Consider the following 17,278-nt stretch of genomic DNA (forward strand, 5'->3'; position numbering starts at 1 on the left):
AGCAGCATTATGTTTAAAAAAGTAATACACCGACCGGTCTTCGCCATTGTGATATCGGTTGTGATCCTGTTTATGGGAGGGATTGCTATGAAGCAGCTTCCCACAGAACAGTTTCCAAAAATTGCTCCTACCACAGTAGCGGTTTCCATTGCCTATCCCGGAGCAAGTGCAGATGTATTAGTAAAATCATCCCTGATTACGATTGAAAATGCCATCAACGGAGTTCAGGGAATGCGTTACATCACTACTGATGCTACTAGCGCGGGAGAAGCCACTGTAAATGTAGTCTTTGATCCCGGAACTGATCCCAACGAGGCCGTAGTTCTTGTAAAAACCAGAGTGGATCAGGTAATGCCGTTACTGCCGGAGCTGGTACAGAAAGAGGGTGTTGTGGTAAACCCTATCCAGCCGAGTATGCTGATGTACGTGAATCTTTACAGTACGAATAAAAGTATGGATGAAAAATTCCTGTACAACTACTCTATGGTAAATATCATCCCGGAAATCAACCGTATCCACGGAATTGCAAAATCTCAGATCCTGGGAAGCCGGAGATATGCCATGCGTATCTGGCTGAATCCTGACCGTATGCGGGCTTATGATATCTCGGTAGATGAGGTGATGAAAGCTATTGGTGAACAAAGTATTATCGGGCGTCCGGGAAGAATCGGGCAAAGTTCCGGTATTGCTGCCCAGTCACTGGAGTATGTACTGACGTATAAAGGACAGTATAACAAACCGGAAGAATATGAAAATATCATCGTACGTTCCAATGCCGAAGGAGAGAATGTAAAGCTGAAAGATATTGCCAAAGTAGAACTGGGAAGTGAATTCTTTGATATTTACTCTAATCTTGACGGGCATCCTTCCGCTTCTATTGTGTTAAAACAAAACTACGGAAGTAATGCGAATGATGTGATCCGGGACGTAAAAGCAAAACTTGCAGAAATGAAAGGGAATTTCCCCCGGGTGTTGATTATAAAATCAGTTATGACGTTTCGCAATTCCTGGATGCTTCTATTGAGCAGGTAATACACACTTTGAGAGATGCATTTATCCTCGTTGCTATTGTAGTTTTCATTTTCCTTGGTGACTGGCGCTCTACCCTGATCCCTATTATTGCCGTGCCTGTTTCTCTGATCGGAACTTTCTTTGTGATTCAGTTTTTCGGATTAACCATCAACCTTGTTACCCTTTTCGCATTGGTACTGGCCATCGGTATTGTGGTTGACAACGCCATTGTGGTGATAGAGGCTGTTCACGCCAAGATGGAAGACAGTAATATTTCGCCTTATAAAGCCGTAAAAGAAGTAATGGGAGAAATTGCCGGAGCTATTATTGCCATTACAGCCGTGATGGTAGCCGTATTCATTCCGATCTCGTTCATGACGGGTCCTGTAGGAACTTTCTACCGTCAGTTTTCCATTACCATGGCAAGCTCTATCGTGATTTCAGCGGTAGTAGCCCTTACGCTGACTCCGGTTTTGGCGGCAATGTTACTGAAAAACCATCATGGAAAACCTAAAAAGGTAAATATTTTCACCAAAGCTTTAGACTCCTTTAACAGCGGTTTTGATAAAGTAACCGGAAAATATGCTTCATTCCTTAGAAAAATTGTCAGCAGGAAAGTTGTGACATGGGGAATTCTGATTGCTTTCTGTGCCGGAATTTTTGTGATCAACAAAGTACTTCCCGGCGGATTTATCCCTAATGAAGACCAGGGAACTATTTATGCGATTATCCAGACCCCTCCGGGTTCTACCCTGGAACAGACCAATAAAGTTTCGAGAACCTTACAGAAAATATGTATGGGTGTAGACGGTGTGGAATCTGTATCATCCCTGGCAGGATATGAAATCATGACGGAAGGACGCGGCTCCAATGCAGGAACCTGTCTGATTAACCTTAAAAGCTGGAACGACCGTGAGCACTCTGTAAAAGATATCATGAAGGAGCTTGAAGAAAAGTCAAAAGACCTGGGAGCGACTATTGAATTCTTTGAACCACCGGCTGTCCCGGGATTTGGGTCTTCGGGAGGTTTCTCCATGAGGCTTCTGGATTTGAACAGAACGACAGACTATCAGGAATTTGACAAAGCTAATAAGGATTTCATCGCACAGCTTAAAAAACGCAAGGAACTTTCAGGAGTATTCACCTTTTTTGCAGCCAATTACCCTCAGTATGAACTGGTATTTGACAATAACGCCGCCATGCAGAAAGGGGTTTCTATCGGAAAAGCGATGGATAACCTCAACATTCTGATCGGTAGTACATATGAACAGGGTTTTATCCGTTTCGGGCAATTCTTTAAGGTGTATGTACAGTCGTCTCCTGAGTTCAGAAGGCTTCCTACGGATATTATGAATCTGTATGTGAAAAACGACCGTGATGAAATGGTTCCCTATTCGGCATTCATGACCATGAAAAAGACACAGGGACCTAACGAAATTACCCGTTACAACATGTATAATTCTGCAGCTATCCGCGGACTTCCGGCGGCAGGATATACCACGGCAGATGCGATTCAGGCTATCAATGAAACGGCTGCCAAAACACTTCCTCACGGATATAAAGTGGCTTGGGAAGGACTATCTTACGATGAAGCGCAACGTGGTAATGAAGCCATTTACGTCTTCCTTGTTGTTCTGGTATTTGTATATCTGGTTCTGGCTGCTCAGTATGAAAGTTTCCTTATTCCGTTTGCTGTACTTTGTTCGTTGCCTGTGGGAGTTTTCGGATCTTTCTTATTATTAAAAGCTATGGGACTGGAAAACGATATTTATGCACAGGTAGGATTGATTATGATCATTGGATTATTGGGTAAAAATGCGGTTCTTATTGTTGAATTTGCCGTGAAAAGGCGACAGGCAGGAGATTCCATCCTTGAAGCTGCTGTAGAAGGATCCAAAGCCCGTTTCAGACCTATCCTGATGACCTCATTTGCCTTTATTGCAGGGTTGGTTCCGCTTGTTTTTGCCAGAGGCGCCGGGGCTATCGGGAATCATACCATTGGGGCATCTTCATTGGGAGGAATGCTGATAGGAACACTATTCGGAGTTATTGTGATTCCGGGGCTCTACTACATATTTGCCAAATGGTCTGACGGTAAAAAAATGATCAAAGACGAAGATGAATCTCCATTAAGCGAAGACATGATCCATTATGAATAAAAGAAAAATATATCAATATGCAGGGCTGGCAGTCTTCTTATTAAGCCTTACTGCCTGTAAGCCTGTCGAAATAGAACAGCGTGCTGAAAATAAAACCGTCCCGGAAAAATACGGTTCAGCACAAAATGACACCATCAATACGGGAAAAATGAAGTGGAATGAATATTTCAGTGACCCGTATCTTCAGGAGCTGATTACGCAGGCTCTTCAGAATAACCAGGAGCTGAATATTGTTCTTCAGGAAATTGAAATGTCCAAAAATGAAATCAAAGCCAGAAAAGGTGAATATCTTCCCTCTGTAGGTCTGAAAGCCGGTGCAGGAGTAGATAAAGTAAGCCGGTACACCAATATCGGGGCTATGGAAGCCAACACTGAAATAGAACCCGGCCGGGAAATGCCCGAACCTTTGTTCGATTTTGGAGTAGGTGCCCAGGCACAGTGGGAAACGGATATCTGGGGAAAGCTTCATAATGCTACAAAAGCCCAGGTACAGCGATACCTTGCCAGCATTGAGGGCAAAAATTTCATGACCACCAATCTTATTTCGGAGATTGCAGATTCTTATTACGAGCTGCTGGCACTGGATAATGAACTGGTTATTCTGAATCAGAATATCAAAATTCAGAATGACGCACTGGAGATTATCAGGGATCTAAAGAAGAATGCCCGGTCCAATGAGCTTGCCGTACAGCGATTTGAAGCTCAGGTTCTGAAAACCCAGGGCATGCAGTACGACATCCGGCAAAAGATTGTAGAGACTGAAAATAAGATCAATTATCTGGTAGGAAGATTTCCCCAGCCTGTAGAAAGGAGTCAGAATTCCTTTGATTCTGTTGTTCCCCAGGCGGTGTATAGCGGAATTCCGTCTGAACTTCTGGAAAACCGTCCTGACATCAAACAGGCAGAATATGAACTTGCAGCAGCCAAACTTGACATCAAAGCAGCCAAGGCAAGGTTCTACCCTTCTCTTGATCTTTCTGCCGGAATCGGGTTGCAGGCTTTTAATCCGCTGTATATTATCAAGCCACAGTCATTTCTGTTTTCTCTTGCAGGAGAGCTTACGGCTCCCCTGATTAACAGAAGGGCAATTAAGGCGGCTTATTATAATGCCAATGCAAGACAGATCCAGGCAGTATATCATTATGAGCAGACTGTTTTGGGAGCTTATATTGAGGTCGCGAATCAGTTGTCTAAAATCCATAATCTGGAAAGCAGTGTGAATATCAAATCGAAGGAAGTGAATGCTTTAACCAAGTCCATCGATATTTCCAACGATCTGTTCAAATATGCCCGTGCAGATTATATGGAGGTTTTACTGACTCAACGTGATGCGCTGGAATCTAAGTTTGAGCTGGTAGAAAAGAAGGTCAGTCAGCTTAAAGCGAGTGTTGCTGTCTATAGAGCACTGGGTGGCGGCTGGGACCAGAATCCTTTGGCTGTTCCGGATATCGGCAAACAATAAAATTCTTTTTCAATCTTGTTTTTATAGGAGTCTGCCTTTCGGCAGGCTTCTTTTTTAGGTTTTGGCTGAAGCCAGATGAAATTTTATTTTTTAATAAACGGGCTAAAGCCCGTTTCTATTGAATATAACAATCTAGAGGCTATTTAACCGCATCTCACGGATTGACACAGAAGTTTGGGATAATTTTATATCATGATTGATAATTCATCATTTATCACTTATAATTCAAACCGTCCTAGCCCTGATAGCAGCGGTTACCCCACAGCAGGAAGTGGATTCAGCCAGGTGCGAGGAGTATGAGCGGATAGCAGGATAAAGCTTCTGATGTTTATTCTAATGAGATAATGCTATAAAATAAACAAAAGTCTATAAAACAAGTAGACTTATTAATGTTAATTTTAATTCAACTATCAAAATCTGATTTTTTTATCATTTTTTAACATTTTATGCAACAAGTCAAAATGCTGATTATCAATTAAGTAAACCGACACATTATGGATTTTCATCATTAATCTACTAATTTAGTAGACTAATATGATTTATCTCATATCCTCTTTTGTCAGGTTTCATCAATTATTAAATAATTTTGAACCAGTTAAAAAAATAAACTTTATTCTCATGAATAAGAATAGCTTTAATTCTTACCTATGCGCCATTATGGTGACAGCTTCTGCACAGCTTACCTGTTGCGGAATGCCAGTTCCTTCACAGCACAACCGTATTTCTCAAGACATGTGCTTTGATATGATGTGCATGATGATGTACTAACTCTCCGGCAATACATTCATTACTGTAGGAATTAAAGTCAAATTGATCTAGGCTTTTTTATCCGGGTATATCTCCTGTAATTTTAATCTTCCGTTTTTACAACCTCCCTGAAAAAGGAGGCAGGAAGTTACATTTTTACCGAGGGCCAGCAGTAATACACAGTTAATTTTAAACTTAGATTAATATAATGAAAAAGAAACAATGCAAGCTTGGTGTGTTGACCTTACTGCTGTTCGCGGAATATGGTTTTGCACAAAGTAAAGACAGCCTTTCCGGGAAACCTCCATAAAAGAGGTTGTGGTGGTAGCTTTTGGAAAGCAGAAAAAGGAAGAAATTACCGGATCCGTGCAGTCGCTGAAGGCTAAGGATCTTTCTACTCTTCAAAACGGAAATATTCTCCAGGGAATTGGTGGAAAAGTAGCAGGGGTACAGGTAATCTCTTCAGGACAGCCAGGTTCCCAGCCTACGATCAGAATGAGAGGAATTGGCTCTATCAATGCCTCCAGCGACCCGTTAATTGTACTGGATGGCATTCCGTACAGCGGAAATCTCAACAGTATTGCCGCATCGGATATTGAAAGCATTTCCTTTCTTGAAGACGCTTCTTCAAATGCTTTATATGGTTCCAGAGGGGCCAATGGGGTAATTATTGTGAATACAAAAAGAGGTAAAAGCAAAGGACTGAGCATTGAAGCTGATGTCCGGACCGGGGTTAACTTCAGATCTATCAGGGATTATTCAGTTTATACTTCTCCGCAGGATTATTATACGGCTTATTACAACAGAGCCAGAATCGGTGAAATTGCAAGACTGAAACAACCGGGTTCTGTTCCTTCCGGTGCTTCTCCTCATGATGTAGGGCTTGCAGCATTGACCAAACTGGGATATGATGCTTATAATGTTCCTTTTAACCAACTTATTTCAAAGAATGGTTCTTTTAATCCTGATGCAAAATTATTATATCAGGACGACTGGAAGAAACTGCTTTTCAGGCCTTCTTTGAGAAGGGAAGCAACGGTAGGAATCAATGCCAATAGTGACCAGGTAAAATCATATACCTCCCTAAATTATCTTGATGATAAGGGATATTTAATCTCTTCGGGCTTTGAAAGATTCGGGATCAGATCTAATGTAGACTACTCTATCACTTCAAAACTGAAATTAACCAGTGCCTTATCCTATACTTACAGCAAGCAGGATTTTGGTGAAACCGGCGGTTTCTCCAATCCTTTCCAGTTTGCCAGAAATATTGCTCCTTTCTATCCTGTTTTCCTGAGGGACAACAACTACCAAAGGCTTTATGACAGCTATGGAAATGCGTTATACGATTATGGAGACGGCCAGGGACCAAACGGTGCCACAAGATCTTATGCCGTATTTGAAAATCCGGTAGGTAACCTTCAGAAAGATAAATCACAGATTGTCAGCAACATTACCAACCTTAACCTTGGTTTGAATTATGAAATCATCAAAGGGTTGGATTTCACTTATAATTTCGGAGCCTATCTTGAAAATACCAGGAACCTGCAATTCGGGAATACGGAAGGGGGAACTTCATCTTCTGTAGGGGTACCATTTCGCAAGGTTCTAATTTCAAATATACTTTGAATCACCAGCAATTGCTTACCTATCAGAAAAACTGGGAAATCACAGCTTCAATCTCCTTGCAGGGCATGAGCTGAATAAGATCAAAGATGATGGATTTTCAGGTTCAAAGCAGCAGCTTTTACTACCCGATTCCCAGTCATTTGACAATGCTGTAAAAATCACAGATTTATCAGGAAGCGGTTATGAATATGCTGTAGAAGGATATTTCACAAGGTTGTTGTATAATTATGACGGTAAATACTTCTTTAATGCCAATATACGCAGAGACGGTTCTTCAGTATTTGCTCCGGAAAGCAGATGGGGAAATTTCTATGGACTGGGTCTGGCATGGAATATTGCAAAGGAAAATTTCCTTAAGGATAACAGCGTCATTAATTCTTTAAAACTAAAGGCTTCCTACGGCCAGCAGGGAAATGACAATATCCTTTTAGGCGGTTCCGGCAGAGATTATTATGCTTACCAGGATATCTACGGAATCAATAATTTCGGGGATGATAAACCTGTTCTTTCTCTTAAAAAACAAGGAAATAAGGATTTAAAATGGGAAACTTCCAAAAATCTGAATGCCGGTTTTGAACTTTCACTTCTGAAGAACAGAATAACCTTAAATGCCGATTATTTTGAAAGGAAAGTTTCTGATATGATCTATACTCTTCCCCTTCCTCCATCCAATGCAGGCTCTTATGTGAAATATGGAAACATCGGGGATATGACCAACAGAGGTGTTCAGGCGAATCTAAGTGTGGACATCCTTCGCGGTGACGATTTCCAGTGGAGTGTTTATGCCAATGCCACTCATTATAAAAATAAGATTACCCGGTTGCCCGCTGAGCAGAGAAATACGGGTCTGGTAAGCGGCTTGTTTATCCTTACGGAAGGTGGAGACCGCTACACCTATTTCCTGAAAGAATTTGCAGGAGTAAATCCTGAAAATGGTGATGCCCTGTGGTACCGTACCGTGATAAATCCAGCTACTCAAAAGGAAGAAAGAACAGTTACCAACAATTATAAGGAGGCTACTGATTATAATACGGGAAAATCTGCTATTCCGAAAGTATATGGAGGATTCGGAACTGATTTTTCATATAAGAGATTCAATCTGGCAGTGAATTTCGCTTACCAGTTCGGGGGATATGGCTATGACGATATTTACAGAAGTTTATTCCATTCTGACAGTTATGGGTCCAACTATTCAACGGATCTGGATAAAACATGGACTCCTGAAAATCCAAATGCAGCATTGCCAAGAGTAGACCTTACTGCAACAAACCAGAACGGAAATTCAACACTTTATCTGATCAAGTCAGATTATATCAGCCTTCAGGATGTTACGCTGTCCTATCAGCTTCCTGATGGTTTTGCACAGCAGGCAGGCTTATCAGGACTGAAAATTTATGTGACAGGGAACAATCTTTATCTGTGGTCCAAGAGAAAAGGATATGATCCGAGAGCTTCACTGACCGGAGTTTCTGATCCGTACCGTTATTCCCTGCTGTCCAGTGTCTCATTAGGCTTTAAACTTAATTTTTAAAAAGAACAGGAATGAAAAAATAAAATACTTTCTAGCGGCTGTCACTATTGGTTTTATGACAGTCAGCTGTGCCAATGATCTCAATACTTTACCGGACGGAGATATTTCCGGTGAACAACTCAATAATGATGCTAACAGCCCTGAAAAAATACTGGGTGGAATCTATCTTGATCTTCGCAGCAACGGTGCGGAGGTACTACCGTGCACTCAGATTTCGGAATTATGGGAATCAAAGCAGGTGCCGATCTGATGTCCAACGACGTCATCCAGTCTACCAACCAGCATTTGGGAATGTTTTATAATTACGAAGCGACCAATGCCAGCAATATTGCTTCTGAAATTGTATGGACAACTTTTTATGCCAGAATATTTGTGATCAACAAACTTCTTGATGGTCTGGATAAAAATACAAATGCAAAAAACAGGGCAATTGCAGGGCAGTTACTTGCTTTGAGAGCCTACTCCTACTTTTATCTGGTTCGCTTCTATGCCCATGATTATAACGGGCATCAATCTGAACCGGGGCTTCCATTGGTTCTTACGGCAGGCAATCCGAATCAGGGACTTCCAAGATCAACGGTTGCGGAGGTGTATGCGCAGATCAAGAAAGATATTGTGGAATCCGTTTCACTTTTGGATAGTTATTCACGCCCGTCCAGGGCTCAGATAGATCAAAGAACTGCCAAAGCTATTGCAGCCGAAATATTTCTGGAAACAGGAGATTATATACAAGCCGCCCAATATGCCGGGGAAAGTAAGCAGGGAATTACTCTGATGACGGAAGATGATTATACCACTACCGGATTTTCCAACATCAATAATCCCGAGGTAATATGGGGTTTTCATAATACGATTTCCACGATGAGTATCGGAAATTACTATGCCTCTTTCTTTTCAATGTTTGATAATACCAACGAAGGCTATGCCGGGGCTGCACAGATCCGTAAGCTGATCGACAAACGTCTTTATGAAGCAATTCCGGCAACAGATTACCGTAAAAAAGTGTTCAATGGCAGCCAGAATGCAGCATATACTTTTAACGGAAAAACAAAAAATTATCCGCCTTATGTAAGCTGGAAGTTTAAAGACCCTACCCTTTTTGAAGGAGATTATATTTATATCAGAGCTTCTTCTCTTTATTATATACAGGCAGAAGCCCTGGCCAGACAGGGAAGAGAAGCAGAGGCAAAACAGGTATTATTTGACATTACTTCAAAAAGGGATCAGGCTTATACCCTATCTGCCCAATCGGGCACTGAGCTGATCAATGAAATTATTCTCCAGAAAAGAATAGAACTTTGGGGTGAAGGTTATGCCTGGTTCGATATGAAAAGATTAAATATACCGTTAGAACGAGTATACACAGGAACCAACCATACTTTTGGAAGATTCAATCTGACACCGGATAAATTCAGGTTCCAGATCCCTAATAAAGAAATTAATAATAACCCACAAATCAAGCAGAATGAATAGATAAAGAAAAAACAATTTTACATTCAAATATATTCAGTGACGAGGCATCATTTACCTGTAAATGGTGCCTTTTTTATAGTAAGGCAGGCGAAGAAAGTGACAAAGTCGCAGATGAAGCTAACAAAATACATGCGCTTGGAAGAATCAATGCAATTGATTTCCTCTTTGCTGCCTTAAAATCAGAGAAAGAACAAAAACTTTGCGTTACAAAAAGAAATTTACCATAATTACCATATTAATAGTCCGATTTTCCTTTACTTTCTTTCAAATTCCCTGAGTTTATGCTTCATCAGCCTGATTTCTTCGGATTGTGTTTTAAGAATATTTTTCTGCAGTGTAATGAGTTGCGGATCGGTGAGATGTGCTTTTTCGGACATTAAAACAGCAGCAGCGTGATGAGGAATCATACTTTTTACAAACTGCCTGTCATCCACATTTATTTGTTCCCTGATTCCCAACCATGAAAAAACACCTGTTACCACAGCAATAATCACGATGCCCCGATTCATTGTTTTACCGGTATACATTTTCCGCATGATCCATAATTCAATAAGAAGCATCACTGAGGTCATCAGCAGTGCCATATATAAATTATTAATATTCGAAATAAGATTCTGCAGGCTGTCTATCATTACATACATCATAATATACATGGCAAAGAACATTACCAAAGCCATCAGCACAAAACGCCTGTACATTGAAGAAGAAGGTGTTGAATGCTTTTCAGCTTCTCTGGAAGAAGATATCCCGGGTGTATGCTGTGTATTTTCCATAACAAAGGAGTTTAATTGATTATTCTCGCTTCTGACTATAGTACAGCATTTCTGAACAGTAAAGTTCAAAAATGATCAATAAAAATAAGGATATTTATTCCGGCGGTTTATGCTTCTGCGCATATGCGAAGAACAATGCATTACTACCTGTATAAGCTCATGGGATCACATTTTTTTCAAAACTTTGAATTTAATGATGGAGAAGGGCTTCTCAATAGCAAATCTATAGATCAAGCCACCAAGAATACAGGCTGACAGGCACAGAAGAAGGCTCACATTGCCTGAGCTTTCAAGATTAAAATCATCAAGAGCTGTCTGCACCATATGAATAATGCCTTTATGCGAAAGATAAACAGCGTATGATAAAGATGCCAGCTGAGCAGTAAGATAAGATTTTGAACGATATAGAAAAGAGGATTTTGAAATCGAGGCCAAAAGAATAACTCCATAACTTACGGCGACCCATGTGAAACCAAAGGCAGAAGCTGTTCGAGAAGTCTGCTCACGGCATATCCAGAATGAAATTCCCAATAAAAGTATGCCCAGAAAGAATAATGCATTTCCATTAGCTTCAACCCTTTTTTAAAAACGGATGAATATTGCATCAAATATCCGATCAAAACACCTGTTCCAAGCCCGTCCAGCCTGGTATGGGTAGGGTAATAGACTTTCATATACCATAACTTCCAGAAGTCCGGTGAATTAGGATTAATTTCTGCGATGAAACCATTCCATGCTATAAATCTGAATACAACAGAAAGTCCGATAACAGCCATCATCAGAACCACCAGATATTTGAATAGTTTTGACGGTATCAGAATTAAGAGAAGCAAAGGAAGGATGAGATAAAACTGTTCTTCAATACATAATGACCATGCATGTGAAAATGTTCCCCGGCTGATAACATCCAGTCCATAATTTTGGGTAAAAGTAAGGAACTTCCATAAAGGTGATAAAGCTTCCCGTTCCCTGAAAAAAGGCAATGTAAAATACAGGAAAAGTGTAAAAAAATAAGCCGGAAAAATCCTGAAAAACCGTTTTATATAAAAAGTCTTCAGGCTGATTGCTCCTTTATTTCTTATTTCTTTAAACAACTGTCCGGAGATCAGGTAACCGCTTAAAACAAAAAACAGGTCCACACCTGTCCAGCCAAACTTTCCGATACTGTCAATCCAGCCGGGATGTTTGAATGCACGGTAATGATACATTAATACAAGCAAAATGGCAATTGCCCTCAGATGATCCAATCCATAAAGCCTTTCGGAACGTTCTGTCATATTTTTTATGCAAATATTGATTAATTCCGATGCAGTTTCTGACATATCATCCAGACAGCAGATTTTTCAATACCAATAGCAGAATATTCCATCCACCTAAAAAACGGTGTCATCTGCCACCTTCTGAAGTCTTTAACAACGTTTTTTTCAATCTGTCCCAAGATTTTATATTTTTGAAGGTCATGAAAGTCACGTTTGAAACTCAGATCAGGCATACCGTATACTTCCAGTGGTTCTTCTGGACTGCTCTATTTTTATTTGGAACCGCAAAAAGCTACGGAGAATATGATGGCGGGGCTTTTAAAGTCCTGGTGATCTATAATTTTTGCCATTGGATGTTTCAGATTATCGGAGCCAATTTTATTTATTTTGTCCTGATCCGTCATTTTTTTGACCGGAAAAAGTATATTGAATTTTTGATGTATCTTCTTCTGAATCTCTATATAATTTCCGTTATCAACAGGTTATTTCTTGTTTATATTGCAGAACCTTTATTCACCTATGAAGTAAAGGACAGTGTTTCAAGTATTTTCACAGATATTCCCTATCTTTTGCTTCATTATACCTTCCCGATTATAAGCGGCGCTTTTATTTTATTTCGGTCATGTTTATCATGCGGTATAAAGATGAAAAAGAGCAAACTATCAAACTTCAGAAAGAAAAAATGGAACTGGAACTGCAATCGCTCAAATCCCAGCTTAATCCACATTTTCTCTTTAATACCCTGAACAATATTTATTCTCTGTCCGTCAGCCATTCTGATAAAACGTCCCAAACCATAAGCCAGCTTTCAGATATCCTGGATTATATTTTATACAAAGGACAGAAAAAATGGGTACAGGTTTCTGACGAACTGGCTATTATTGATGAGTATATTGCGCTGGAAAGCCTTCGGTATCATAATGAAAGATTGAAAATACGAAAGCATATTACCGTAAACACCGCGAATACTATTCCCCCGCTTCTGTATCTTACTTTGGTAGAAAATGCTTTTAAACATGGAGCCGGAAAAAATTCAGACCCTACCGAGATTCATATTAAAGCAGAAACGAATAACCAACACTCAGTTTTCACCATTGAAAATACATTTACAGCTTATCAGGAAGAAAATAAAAAAGGAATCGGGCTGCAAAATATAAAAAGGCAGCTGCAATATCATTATCAGGAACATTTTACCTTCCGGATCTCACAGGAAAACAATATTTTTAGAGTTGAAATAACAACACCTCCGCATTATGATTAACTGCATTATTGTAGATGACGAGCCTTTAGCGGCTTCCCTACTGGAAAACCACATCACAAAAATTGATGACCTGAAGCTTACAGGAAAAGCAGAAAATGCCTTACAGGCTTATAAAATACTGCAACATCAACCTGTTGATCTGATGTTTCTGGACATTCAGATGCCCCACCTGAACGGCATTGAGTTTTTAAAGTCACTGCCACAAAGGCCTAAAACTATTTTCACTACAGCCTATCGGGATTTTGCCATTGAAGGATTTGAACTTGAAGCAGTAGATTATCTCCTGAAACCGATTACTTTCGAACGTTTTTTCAAAGCGGCAGAACGGATATTGAGAAATACAGCCGGCAGTAAAAGAGATTTTATCCTTATCAAAACAGGTGGAATGCATCGTAAAATTTTTCTTTCAGAAATTGTATTTTTTGAGAGCCAGGGAAATGATATCAAGGTTGTACTAAACACTCAGGAAAGTTTTATCTCAAAAACTAAAATCACAGATCTGGAGAAAACTTTGTCCGGTAAAGGTTTTGTAAGGATTCACAGATCTTTTATGATCAACGCGGCTTTTGTTACTGCGTTTAATAATAATGAAGTGAAGGCGGGCCAACATCAGATTCCTGTCGGAAGGAGCTATAAACAAGACTTTGATACTTTCATAGCAGCAGTTTCCCAAAATAAGCTTTTATAAAGGATTGAATTCACTTTTGGTTTTATTTTAATTCACTAAACCACATTTTTAACATTTATTTTAAATTATTTTCAGCAAAACCAATATGGAATAATTTTCTATCTGTTTTTCAATACATTGTATTATATTCACAACAACAAACTTTTCTTAATATGAAATCGCTGTTTTTTATAAAAAACTTTCAAATTAATGATTCACAGTTACTTGCATAAACAATGCAATCCATAGCACCGACAGATGATCTCTGACAGATATTAAAAAAAATGTTACTTTTGCTTTAACGAATAAAATTGCTTTTCAGCTTTTTTATGAGTAAGTTTATGTGCACCAATTTATAAAACATTAAAATTCATTCCATGAGAAAAATAATTCTACTTCTTACATGTATGTTCGGTATTTCAGTTTTCTCACAGATCAAAGTGTTGAAAAATGAAAGTTTGGTGGAAATTGGTAAAGATAATTCCGTTGGTCTATATAAAAAGGAAGATAAATTTACAGTTAATTACCAGGATCTGAACACCAGTAACCTGAATACAATCCGGTCTTTTTCATTCCAGAACCTAGATAATGATGTTGCCGGACTATACAAGCTTATTATGGATGGCTTTGCCTCCACTCCGGATGAAAATGTAGTATTGGAGCTGCCTAATGATATCATTGAACTTCATTATGAAAAAAATTACGGGCAGCAAACCATGCAGTTTATCCAGGTGATCAACAAGAACCGTAAATACATTGGAAAATCACAGTTTTTAACCCAGAAACAGGTGGATAAAATCTTCGGAAGAACCAATGGAAAATACACTATGTATGATAAACCAGCCAGTATAAATCCTGCTGCAGCCAAAGGCACCACAAATACAGCCTCTACAGCAGCTCCCGGATCAGGCGGTGCCAAGAAAAAATCAAGAAAATAAGTATATTTTATAAATATTGCGAAACTCATTCCATCGGATGAGTTTTTTATTTTATTTTTGCAGAAAGACATTAAAAATTATGCCGCTTCAGATAATCAATTTAACCAAAAAATTTGGTGAACAGACTGCTCTTGACAACATCAACATTTCTATTGATAAAAATGAAATTATTGGTCTTCTTGGTCCGAATGGAGCCGGAAAATCTACCCTGATGAAATCTATTGTCGGTGCGCTGAAAATTGACCAGGGTGAAATTATTTTCAATGGTCTGAACATCTCAGAAAATGAGATTGAAAGCAAAAAGAAAATAGGCTTTCTTCCTGAGAACAACCCGCTTTATCTGGAAATGTATGTAAAGGAATATCTTCAGTTTGTGGCCAACATTCACAAAATCCCTGAATCCAGAGTAAATGAGGTGATTGAACTGGTAGGAATTACCCCGGAAAAATCGAAGAAGATCGGACAGCTGTCTAAAGGATACAAACAGCGTGTAGGGCTTGCCCAGGCTATTATTCACCAGCCGGACTTACTGATTCTGGATGAACCTACCAATGGTCTGGATCCTAATCAGATTATTGAAATCCGCAATGTGGTAAAAGAAATCGGGCAGCAAAAGACTGTTTTACTATCTACCCACATTATGCAGGAAGTGGAGGCGCTTTGCTCCAGAGTGATTCTTATTCACAAAGGAAATATCCTTCAGGATTGCCCTATTGATGAATTCAAAGGTAAATTTGAAAGCCTGGAAGATGCTTTTGCAAGTTATACACAGAATTTTAAGATTAAGGCTGAAGGTTAAATTGAAAGTTTTATTTTGTAATGATGAAGGATAAAATTTACTTTTAAAACATTTTTGCCACCTTTATTGTTAATTCCTTTTTTATATCTTATTATATTCAAAGAAATATTTAAATAAATTTCCTTAATTATTTTTAATCTGACAAACCATTATTGATATGGCGTCATATTTGATAGAATCTGAGTGTTAACCAATAACCATTAATATGATAAAGCATATTTTATTAGGAGCTTTCTGCTTAGCTCAGTTTTCTTTCGTTAATGCCAAAGAGGTTCCCAATCCGAAAACAGATGGTTTTATAACTTCTTCTGCCCTTCAGCAGGTGCCGAAGACTGTTATTATCAAAACCAAAAAGTTCAAAATCAGAATCGACAAGCAGCCGAACGGCAAGTACCTTTATCAATCATGGAATGCCAATGCCAAGATCACTGCCAAGCCAAGCATGATCATCAGTGATGGAGAACTGATTCCTGACGGTACGGGAGGAAATTATTACATCAACTTCAGCAATGAAGGACACAGTTACCAGGTCTGGAGAAATTACCTCACAGATTCTCCGAAAAAGCCCCTTACACATTGGTTGTAAATGACGCTAATGACCGTGAAATTGTACGTCAAGACGGATATGTGGTTAAAAATTAGGAGACTAAAGGCTGGAAGCTGGAGGACAGAAGCTGGAAGTTATTATAGCCTGTTTACTCAAATTTACCTTTTTATAAAATAAAAATCCTGTATTGATACAGGATTTTTTATGTTCCGGATTGTTTTAATTCTGTAAAAAAGTTGCTTTCTTCGTAACTTTCTTTTGCGGATTTGTAACCGATATTAAAAATCTCCTCAAGCCTGTCTTTCCTGCGTTCAAAAGTTCCGTAAGCCGCTAGTTTCTGAGAAGAAATAAACCAGTCACAATAATCAAACTTTATTTTCTCTATTCTATAGGAAAGAAGATCATAGGAACGGGAAACGATGGCCTTAATGGAGTTCAGGTCTTTAATCTTTGCTTCATTGGGTGGAGATACGAATACGCCAATCAGCTTATCACAATCGTCCCTGATGATATCTGCAGGAAAATTGTTCAGGACACCTCCGTCACAGTACATTTCATCACCAATGATATAAGGTGTGGTGATACCGGGGATGGAACAGGAAGCAATAATAGCGTCAACAATTTCAAAATCCTGATCAAAAATTTTCTGGGTTCCGGCAACGAGCTCTGTTGCTACAATTTTCACTTCTATATCCAGATCCCTCAATTTCATATCATGGAAAATAGGTTTCAGGTAATTTCTGAAGATCACTGAAGAAACCAGTCCCGGCTGGTTGAATGTAAAGTGTTTCCAGTTGAAAAAATAAACGGAATTGAAAAATTCCAGGATTTCCTCCGGAGATTTGCCTATTGCATGAAGGCATCCCACAATAGAGCCTGCACTGCAGCAGGAAAGGATGTCAACTTCTATACCTTTTTCCTGTAAGAATTTTAATACACCTGCATGAGCGATTCCTTTAGTACCGCCGCCTGATAAAACAAGTCCTACTCTTTCAAAATTCATAGAATAAATGTAAGAAAAC

15 protein-coding genes and 1 pseudogene are annotated in these 17,278 nt (G+C 39.2%); 13 read left to right on the forward strand and 3 right to left on the reverse strand.

Features of this window, described 5'->3' with window-relative positions; genetic code table 11:
• Nucleotides 1–9 precede the first annotated feature (9 nt).
• The 7 genes and pseudogenes from OWR28_RS16990 to OWR28_RS17020 all read left to right on the forward strand — a co-directional run bounded on the left by OWR28_RS16990 (nt 10) and on the right by OWR28_RS17020 (nt 10,012).
• A pseudogene (locus OWR28_RS16990) lies at nt 10–3,170 on the forward strand (efflux RND transporter permease subunit).
• Nucleotides 3,163–4,632, forward strand: a complete 1,470-nt coding sequence (locus tag OWR28_RS16995; RefSeq protein WP_332387676.1) for a TolC family protein — start codon at nt 3,163–3,165, stop codon at nt 4,630–4,632. The pseudogene OWR28_RS16990 and the gene OWR28_RS16995 overlap by 8 nt, the downstream one beginning before the upstream one ends.
• Before the next feature lie 618 nt (nt 4,633–5,250).
• A complete protein-coding gene (locus OWR28_RS17000) occupies nt 5,251–5,400 on the forward strand; it encodes a hypothetical protein (RefSeq protein WP_332387677.1) in 150 nt (49 codons plus the stop codon).
• A 300-nt stretch (nt 5,401–5,700) separates the two neighbouring features.
• Complete coding sequence (locus OWR28_RS17005; protein ID WP_332387678.1) at nt 5,701–7,008, forward strand: TonB-dependent receptor plug domain-containing protein; 1,308 nt, start codon at nt 5,701–5,703, stop codon at nt 7,006–7,008.
• 79 nt (nt 7,009–7,087) lie between these two features.
• A complete protein-coding gene (locus OWR28_RS17010; RefSeq protein ID WP_332388054.1) occupies nt 7,088–8,539 on the forward strand; it encodes a TonB-dependent receptor domain-containing protein in 1,452 nt (483 codons plus the stop codon).
• Nucleotides 8,540–8,594: 55 nt separating this feature from the next.
• Nucleotides 8,595–8,789, forward strand: a complete 195-nt coding sequence (locus OWR28_RS17015; protein WP_332387679.1) for a hypothetical protein — start codon at nt 8,595–8,597, stop codon at nt 8,787–8,789.
• The gene (locus tag OWR28_RS17020) at nt 8,762–10,012 is read left to right on the forward strand and encodes a RagB/SusD family nutrient uptake outer membrane protein (protein WP_332387680.1); all 1,251 of its coding nucleotides are present in this window, start codon (nt 8,762–8,764) and stop codon (nt 10,010–10,012) included. The genes OWR28_RS17015 and OWR28_RS17020 overlap by 28 nt, the downstream gene beginning before the upstream one ends.
• Nucleotides 10,013–10,266: 254 nt before the next feature.
• Here the strand turns inward: OWR28_RS17020 and OWR28_RS17025 are convergent, their stop codons facing one another.
• Entirely contained in the window at nt 10,267–10,785 is a 519-nt protein-coding gene (locus tag OWR28_RS17025) for a DUF305 domain-containing protein (protein WP_332387681.1), read from the reverse strand.
• A 452-nt stretch (nt 10,786–11,237) separates the two neighbouring features.
• Complete coding sequence (locus OWR28_RS17030) at nt 11,238–12,062, reverse strand: acyltransferase (protein ID WP_332387682.1); 825 nt, start codon at nt 12,060–12,062, stop codon at nt 11,238–11,240.
• Between the two features lie 182 nt (nt 12,063–12,244).
• On the opposite strand from OWR28_RS17030, the gene OWR28_RS17035 reads away from it, so the two are divergent.
• The 6 genes from OWR28_RS17035 to OWR28_RS17060 all read left to right on the forward strand — a co-directional run bounded on the left by OWR28_RS17035 (nt 12,245) and on the right by OWR28_RS17060 (nt 16,295).
• The gene (locus tag OWR28_RS17035) at nt 12,245–12,790 is read left to right on the forward strand and encodes a hypothetical protein (protein WP_332387683.1); all 546 of its coding nucleotides are present in this window, start codon (nt 12,245–12,247) and stop codon (nt 12,788–12,790) included.
• Nucleotides 12,727–13,305 carry a histidine kinase gene (locus tag OWR28_RS17040; RefSeq protein WP_332387684.1) on the forward strand — a complete coding sequence of 193 codons (579 nt, stop codon included), beginning with the start codon at nt 12,727–12,729 and terminating at the stop codon, nt 13,303–13,305. Before OWR28_RS17035 ends, OWR28_RS17040 begins: the two co-directional genes overlap by 64 nt.
• Nucleotides 13,298–13,993 (forward strand): response regulator, encoded by a 696-nt coding sequence (locus tag OWR28_RS17045; protein WP_332387685.1) that lies wholly within the window; start codon nt 13,298–13,300, stop codon nt 13,991–13,993. The genes OWR28_RS17040 and OWR28_RS17045 overlap by 8 nt, the downstream gene beginning before the upstream one ends.
• A 356-nt stretch (nt 13,994–14,349) precedes the next feature.
• Nucleotides 14,350–14,910 carry a hypothetical protein gene (locus OWR28_RS17050; protein WP_332387686.1) on the forward strand — a complete coding sequence of 187 codons (561 nt, stop codon included), beginning with the start codon at nt 14,350–14,352 and terminating at the stop codon, nt 14,908–14,910.
• 79 nt (nt 14,911–14,989) lie between these two features.
• Nucleotides 14,990–15,709: an ABC transporter ATP-binding protein gene (locus tag OWR28_RS17055; protein ID WP_332387687.1), complete on the forward strand. Its 720-nt coding sequence runs from the start codon at nt 14,990–14,992 to the stop codon at nt 15,707–15,709.
• A 205-nt stretch (nt 15,710–15,914) separates the two neighbouring features.
• Nucleotides 15,915–16,295, forward strand: coding sequence for a hypothetical protein (locus OWR28_RS17060; protein WP_332387688.1), 381 nt, complete (start codon nt 15,915–15,917; stop codon nt 16,293–16,295).
• A 163-nt stretch (nt 16,296–16,458) separates the two neighbouring features.
• Here the strand turns inward: OWR28_RS17060 and OWR28_RS17065 are convergent, their stop codons facing one another.
• The gene (locus OWR28_RS17065) at nt 16,459–17,259 is read right to left on the reverse strand and encodes a patatin-like phospholipase family protein (RefSeq protein WP_332387689.1); all 801 of its coding nucleotides are present in this window, start codon (nt 17,257–17,259) and stop codon (nt 16,459–16,461) included.
• Nucleotides 17,260–17,278: the final 19 nt, after the last annotated feature.

Origin of the sequence: Chryseobacterium sp. 1B4, from assembly GCF_036631475.1 — a bacterium.
Classification (GTDB): domain Bacteria; phylum Bacteroidota; class Bacteroidia; order Flavobacteriales; family Weeksellaceae; genus Chryseobacterium.

What these genes read in the sequence shown, in the direction of transcription:
- OWR28_RS16995 (WP_332387676.1), top strand. Translation starts at nt 3,163, where the DNA reads ATGAATAAAAGAAAAATATATCAATATGCAGGGCTGGCAGTCTTCTTA.
- OWR28_RS17000 (WP_332387677.1), top strand. Translation starts at nt 5,251, where the DNA reads ATGAATAAGAATAGCTTTAATTCTTACCTATGCGCCATTATGGTGACA.
- OWR28_RS17015 (WP_332387679.1), top strand. Translation starts at nt 8,595, where the DNA reads ATGACAGTCAGCTGTGCCAATGATCTCAATACTTTACCGGACGGAGAT.
- OWR28_RS17020 (WP_332387680.1), top strand. Translation starts at nt 8,762, where the DNA reads ATGGGAATCAAAGCAGGTGCCGATCTGATGTCCAACGACGTCATCCAG.
- OWR28_RS17025 (WP_332387681.1), bottom strand. Translation starts at nt 10,785, where the DNA reads ATGGAAAATACACAGCATACACCCGGGATATCTTCTTCCAGAGAAGCT.
- OWR28_RS17030 (WP_332387682.1), bottom strand. Translation starts at nt 12,062, where the DNA reads ATGACAGAACGTTCCGAAAGGCTTTATGGATTGGATCATCTGAGGGCA.
- OWR28_RS17035 (WP_332387683.1), top strand. Translation starts at nt 12,245, where the DNA reads ATGAAAGTCACGTTTGAAACTCAGATCAGGCATACCGTATACTTCCAG.
- OWR28_RS17040 (WP_332387684.1), top strand. Translation starts at nt 12,727, where the DNA reads ATGGAACTGGAACTGCAATCGCTCAAATCCCAGCTTAATCCACATTTT.
- OWR28_RS17045 (WP_332387685.1), top strand. Translation starts at nt 13,298, where the DNA reads ATGATTAACTGCATTATTGTAGATGACGAGCCTTTAGCGGCTTCCCTA.
- OWR28_RS17050 (WP_332387686.1), top strand. Translation starts at nt 14,350, where the DNA reads ATGAGAAAAATAATTCTACTTCTTACATGTATGTTCGGTATTTCAGTT.
- OWR28_RS17055 (WP_332387687.1), top strand. Translation starts at nt 14,990, where the DNA reads ATGCCGCTTCAGATAATCAATTTAACCAAAAAATTTGGTGAACAGACT.
- OWR28_RS17060 (WP_332387688.1), top strand. Translation starts at nt 15,915, where the DNA reads ATGATAAAGCATATTTTATTAGGAGCTTTCTGCTTAGCTCAGTTTTCT.
- OWR28_RS17065 (WP_332387689.1), bottom strand. Translation starts at nt 17,259, where the DNA reads ATGAATTTTGAAAGAGTAGGACTTGTTTTATCAGGCGGCGGTACTAAA.